Origin of the sequence: Kocuria arenosa, assembly GCF_042879215.1 — a bacterium.
GTDB classification, from domain to species: Bacteria; Actinomycetota; Actinomycetes; order Actinomycetales; family Micrococcaceae; genus Kocuria; species Kocuria arenosa.
The window spans coordinates 1-5,266 of the sequence record NZ_JBHZTA010000028.1; the positions used below are offsets into that span (position 1 = coordinate 1).

Sequence of the window (5,266 nt, forward strand, 5' to 3'; positions counted from 1 at the left end):
GGCCAGGGACGCCCCGACAATGACGAGGGACTCCATGAAGGACCCCTTTCAAGAGACAGACAACGGACGACCCGGGACCATGACGAGTGAAACCGGTCGTGGTCCCGCAGGAGCATAATGCGCAACCTGTTTCGTAATGTGCTCACCAGGGTGACGTGCGCCACTCGTGCTTGTCAAGCATTTCGCCTCAATGTCCGCGCGCCTGTCGTCCCGACGCCGTGAACCCTCACCGGGGGCGGAATCCTTGACACTGCGGGCGAGCAGCTCGGACAATGTTGCGCACTATGAACCGAGTTGCACGCTACGGAATCAGTATGACTTCCGTGGCCTCCTCCCCCCCCGCGGTGGACGAGCTGGTCCGTTGGGCAGGGCCGATGACTCGCCCAGCACGGGTCCGCAGGCGGCGCCGCACGGCAGACAGCGCCGTGACAGGCGGCCCCCGCCCTTCGGGGATGTGGACAGCGACAGAAAAGGGAAGGCCCCATGACCCGACAGAAGCCCCGAGTGCGCGAGGTCGACGAGAACGATCTTGAGGTGAGCAAGCCCAAGGACTGGGCCGGCGGGCTGCCGGCCGTCTACTACTCCATGGAGCCGGCGCTGGACCACATGGGCCCGGTCCGGGCGGGCCGAACGCTGCTGAGCATGAACCAGAAGGGCGGCTTCGATTGCATGAGCTGCGCGTGGCCGGACCCCGGTCACCGAAGCCCCTTCGAGTACTGCGAGAACGGCGCGAAGGCCGTCACCTGGGAAGCCACCCCCGTGACGGTCGCTCCAGAGTTCTGGGCGGAGCACTCGGTCAGCGATCTGCGCAGGCGCTCCGAGTACTGGCTGGGCATGCAGGGCCGGCTCACCGAGCCCGTCCACAAGGCCAAGGGGGAGGACCACTACCGGCCCATCAGCTGGGACGAGGCGATCTCCATCGTGGCGAAGAAGCTCAAGAGCCTGGGTGGTGCGGACGAGGCGGCGTTCTACACCAGCGGGCGCGCCTCCAACGAAGCCGCGTTCATCTACCAGCTGTTCGTGCGCGGACTCGGCACCAACAACCTTCCCGACTGCTCCAACATGTGCCACGAGTCCTCCGGGTGGGGCATGGGCCAGACGATCGGGGTGGGCAAGGCCACGGTCACCTATGACGACTACGTGAACTCAGACCTGATGATCCTCATCGGCCAGAACCCGGGCACCAACCACCCGCGCATGCTCAGCGCCCTCGAGAAGCAGAAGGAGAACGGTGGACGGATCGTCGCCGTCAACCCGCTGCCGGAGGCCGGCCTGCGCCGGTTCAAGAACCCGCAGAAGCCGAAGGGCGTCATCGGCAAGGGCACGGAACTCGCGGACCAGTTCCTGCAGATCCGTGCCGGTGGGGACATGGCGCTGCTCCAGGCGCTGTCCAAGCGGGTGCTCGAGGCCGAGGAGGCCGCCCCCGGGACAGTGCTGGACCACAAGTTCCTCGCCCAGCACTGCGAAGGCTTGGAGGAGCTCAGGGCGCACCTGGCCGAGCTCGACGAGCACGCGGTGCTGGAGGCCACCGGTCTCGTCTCTGCGGAGATCGACGAGCTCGCGGACCGGTACCTGAAGGCCGAGAAGGTGATCATCACCTGGGCCATGGGCGTCACCCAGCAGAAGAACGGGGTGGCCACCATCAAGGAGATCATCAATCTCCTGCTGCTGCGGGGCAACATCGGCAAGCCGGGTGCGGGCGCCTCGCCCATCCGCGGGCACTCCAACGTGCAGGGCGACCGGACCATGGGCATCTGGGAGCAGATGCCGCCGGCGTTCCTGGACGCCCTGGGCAAGGAGTTCTCCTTCGACCCGCCTCGTGACCACGGGGTCGACGCGGTCGACGCCGTCCGCCGGATGCGCGACGGCGAGATCACGTTCTTCCTGGCCCTCGGTGGGAACTTCGTCGCGGCCATGTCCGACACCGCCGCGACGGAGGCCGCGATGGACAGGCTGGAGATGAACGTGCAGATCTCCACGAAGCTCAACCGGTCCCACACCGTGGTCGGCGAGGAAGCGCTCATCCTGCCCACCCTGGGCCGAACCGAGATCGACCGGCAGGCCGCCGGGGTGCAGTTCGTCTCGGTGGAGGACACCATGAGCGCCGTCCACCCCTCATGGGGCAAGGTCGCCCCCGTCGGGGAGAACCTCCTGTCCGAGGTCGCCATCGTGGCCCGGTTGGCTCGCGCGACGCTCGGAACCACGGTCGACGCCGACTGGGAGGGCTTCGAGGCCGACTACGACCGGATCCGCGATCACATCTCGAACGTCGTCGTCGGGTGCGAGGACTACAACGTGCGGATCCGTCAAGAGGGAGGCTTCGTGATGGCCAACGGGCCTCGGGACTCCCGCACCTTCAACACGCCCACGGGCAAAGCGCAGCTGACGGTCAACGCTCTGGACCTCCTCGAGTGCCCGCCGGGCCGGCTGATCTTGCAGACCATGCGCTCCCACGACCAGTTCAACACGACGATCTACGGCTACAACGACCGCTACCGCGGTATCAAGAAGGGGCGGCACGTGGTCTTCGTCAACCCGGAGGACCTCGTCGAGCTCGGGCTGGAGGACGGCCAGCTCGTGGATGTGCACGGCGAGTACGTGGACGGCAAGGACCGGGTGCTGCGGAGGTTCCGCCTCGTGTCCTATCCCACCGCCCGCCGGTGCGCGGCGGTCTACTACCCCGAGGGCAACGTCCTGGTGCCCCTCGACAACACCGTGAAGGGCAGCAACACCCCCGTGTCCAAGGGCGTCATCGTCCGCCTGGAGCCGGCGTCCGAGGGCCCGGCCGGTGGCAGTGGCGAGGAGAACTCGGTGGCGGACATGCCCGCCACTGTTTGACCCGTCCCAGCTGGCACCGCGGCGCGGCCGCCGCTTCCCGCACGGGGGGGCGGCGGCCGCATACCGTTCTGCTCCAGCTCTGGAGGACGACGCCGTGCGCCGTCCTTTTCCCTCTTCCGGTGCCTACTGTCCCGTGGCAGCCCACCCGACGCTGTCCTGACCGCCGTGGGCGCCGTCGGCGGCCAGGCGCCAGGCCGTGGCCGCGGCGTCGCGCACCGCCTGGTCCGAGGTCTTGCCGGCCCGGTTCCCGGCCGCGTTCAACGCGGCGGCATAGCCGACGTAGAAGGTGGTCAGTGCCCCGGCTCCGGGGGAGACGGCTCCGGAGGTCCGCTGGGCGAGCTGCAGGATCTCCTGGGTGTCCACCTTCAGGTCCAGGATCTGGAGCGCCTGCGTGAGCCGCTGGCTCCACTGGTCCAGGTCCAGGGCGTTGTCGTCGTGCACGGTCATGTCATCTCCTTCGGGTCGGGAATGGAACGGCGTATCGGCGGTGGTCCGGTCGTTCAGCCGGGCAGAGGCGGATGAGGTTATCCGCCGGAGAAGGGTGGCAGGACGTCGAGGACCGCGTCGTCCGGGACCGGGGTGTCGGGGTCGGGGCAGGCCACCCCGTCGAGCAGGAAGCTGGACCGGGCCAGCACCTGGGCCAGCGGCGGCTGCCCGGGCGCCGGTTGCGGGTGGGCCCGGACCAGCAGGGCCTCCACGTCCCGGCGGGTGCGGGAGCGGTCGGCGGGGACCTCCACGGTCTCGGCCTCGGTGCCGGCCGCGGCGCGGGCGGCGGCGAAGTAGCGGATCAGCACGTCGCCTCAGCCCCCGATCGCGCTCATCGAGCGTTCCGGCTGGACGTAGTCGGGGGAGTCCAGGCCGGTGTGGTCCATGCCGTGGGCGGCCGGTTTCGTCCACATCGCGGCCCGCCAGCGCTCGGCCAGCTGCGCGTCGGTGGCACCGGCGCGCAGCAGCGGCAGCAGCTCGACCTCCTCGTGGGAGAACAGGCAGGACCGGATCCTGCCCTCGGCGGTGATCCGGGTGCGCTTGCAGTCGGCGCAGAAGGGCTCCGTCACGGAGGCGATCACCCCCACCGTGCCCAGCGGCGGGTCCTCGGCGCCGGGGGCCGCGACGGGGGTCTCGGGGAAGCCCGGGGTGTCCGGGGTGGTGGGGAGGGGGTGGACGTCCCAGAGTTCGGCCGGGGCGCCGTCGCGGGCCCCCGGGTGCGGGGCGAGCCGGAACCGCTCACCGAGCCGGTGGCGGATCTGCGCGGCGGTGACCATCTCCGCCCGGGTCCAGCCGTGGTCGGCGTCCAGGGGCATCTGTTCGATGAAGCGCAGGGCGAAGCCGTGCGCCAGCGCCCAGGCGAGCAGGTCGGGGGCCTCGTGGTCGTTGACCCCGCGCATCAGCACCGCGTTGATCTTCACCGGGGTCAGCCCGGCCGCGGCCGCGGCCTCGGCCCCGGCCAGCACCTCGGCCAGACGGTCCCGGCGGGCCAGGGTCCGGAAGGTCGCCGCGTCCAGGGAGTCCAGGGAGATGTTGATCCGGCTCAGCCCGGCCGCCGCCAGGGTCTGGGCGCGGGCGGCCAGACCGATGCCGTTGGTGGTCAGGGAGACCGGCAGCTCGGGGTGGGCGGTGCGCACCCCGGCGACGATGTCCTCGAGGTCGGCCCGGACCAGGGGCTCCCCGCCGGTCAGGCGCAGCTCGGTGATCCCGAGCTCGGCCACGCCGATGCGCACGAGCCGGGCGATCTCACCGGGGGTCATCAGCTGCGCGGCGGGCAGCCAGGGCAGGCCGGTCGCGGGCATACAGTAGGTGCAGCGCAGATTGCACTTGTCGATCACCGACAGGCGCAGGTCGGTGGCCCGGCGGCCGTGGCGGTCCGTCAGCCCCGCCCCGGCCGGGGCGCCGCTCGGGCCCGGACCGGCACTGCGGACGCGCGGAAGTCCCAGGGAAACGCTCATGTCACCTCTGTCCTTCTGCGGGATGGCACTGTGTTCCGGTGTTCGGGCTCTGAGCCCCTCGGCACACCACCGACCTGCGTCTAGTCACTTTCGGGTCCGGTGCAGTGCACGCAGAGGCCTCCCGTCCCGCCGGAGGTGGCGCACTCGTCGTCGAGCCAGGTCGTTAGTGCGGACAGCCGGGATCTCATGACCCCGAGGGTCCGGGGTGGAGTCGAAGCGGTCGGCGGCACGGTGGTTCTCATGGGGGCGCTCCTATGCGGATGGATGACTTCGGGGGCGATCTTGTGCGGTCGGGGAGCCGTCGGGCGGTCCCAGGAGGGGCTCCAGGACCGCCCGGCGGGTTCAGCGTTCGCGGTCGCCGCGGATGAAGGCCTCCAGGTCCGCCCTGGCCACGTCGTCGGGAAGCTGGACGTGCGGGGACTTCATGAAGTACGCCGAGGCCGAGGTCAGCGGGCCCCCGATCCCGCGGTCCAGACCGATCTTCG

The 5,266-nt window shown here is 70.2% G+C and carries 4 protein-coding genes and 1 pseudogene; 1 reads left to right on the forward strand and 4 read right to left on the reverse strand.

Going from position 1 to position 5,266, the window contains the following annotated elements; translation table 11 throughout:
* Window positions 1-483 precede the first annotated feature (483 nt).
* The gene (locus ACFYE3_RS18865) at window positions 484-2,838 is read left to right on the forward strand and encodes an FdhF/YdeP family oxidoreductase (protein ID WP_387611967.1); all 2,355 of its coding nucleotides are present in this window, start codon (window positions 484-486) and stop codon (window positions 2,836-2,838) included.
* A 123-nt stretch (window positions 2,839-2,961) separates the two neighbouring features.
* On the opposite strand, the gene ACFYE3_RS18870 is transcribed toward ACFYE3_RS18865, so the two are convergent.
* The 4 genes and pseudogenes from ACFYE3_RS18870 to ACFYE3_RS18885 all read right to left on the reverse strand — a co-directional run.
* Window positions 2,962-3,285 carry a DUF6457 domain-containing protein gene (locus ACFYE3_RS18870; protein WP_387611964.1) on the reverse strand — a complete coding sequence of 108 codons (324 nt, stop codon included), beginning with the start codon at window positions 3,283-3,285 and terminating at the stop codon, window positions 2,962-2,964.
* Window positions 3,286-3,362: 77 nt separating this feature from the next.
* Entirely contained in the window at window positions 3,363-3,632 is a 270-nt protein-coding gene (locus tag ACFYE3_RS18875; protein ID WP_387611961.1) for a MoaD/ThiS family protein, read from the reverse strand.
* 6 nt (window positions 3,633-3,638) lie between these two features.
* The gene (moaA, locus tag ACFYE3_RS18880; RefSeq protein ID WP_387611958.1) at window positions 3,639-4,781 is read right to left on the reverse strand and encodes a GTP 3',8-cyclase MoaA; all 1,143 of its coding nucleotides are present in this window, start codon (window positions 4,779-4,781) and stop codon (window positions 3,639-3,641) included.
* Window positions 4,782-5,123: 342 nt separating this feature from the next.
* Window positions 5,124-5,266: pseudogene (locus tag ACFYE3_RS18885) on the reverse strand (inositol-3-phosphate synthase); the annotation flags it as partial.

Excerpts from the sequence above, each read along its gene's own strand:
- ACFYE3_RS18865 (WP_387611967.1), top strand. The coding sequence starts at position 484 with ATGACCCGACAGAAGCCCCGAGTGCGCGAGGTCGACGAGAACGATCTT.
- ACFYE3_RS18870 (WP_387611964.1), bottom strand. The coding sequence starts at position 3,285 with ATGACCGTGCACGACGACAACGCCCTGGACCTGGACCAGTGGAGCCAG.
- moaA (WP_387611958.1), bottom strand. The coding sequence starts at position 4,781 with ATGAGCGTTTCCCTGGGACTTCCGCGCGTCCGCAGTGCCGGTCCGGGC.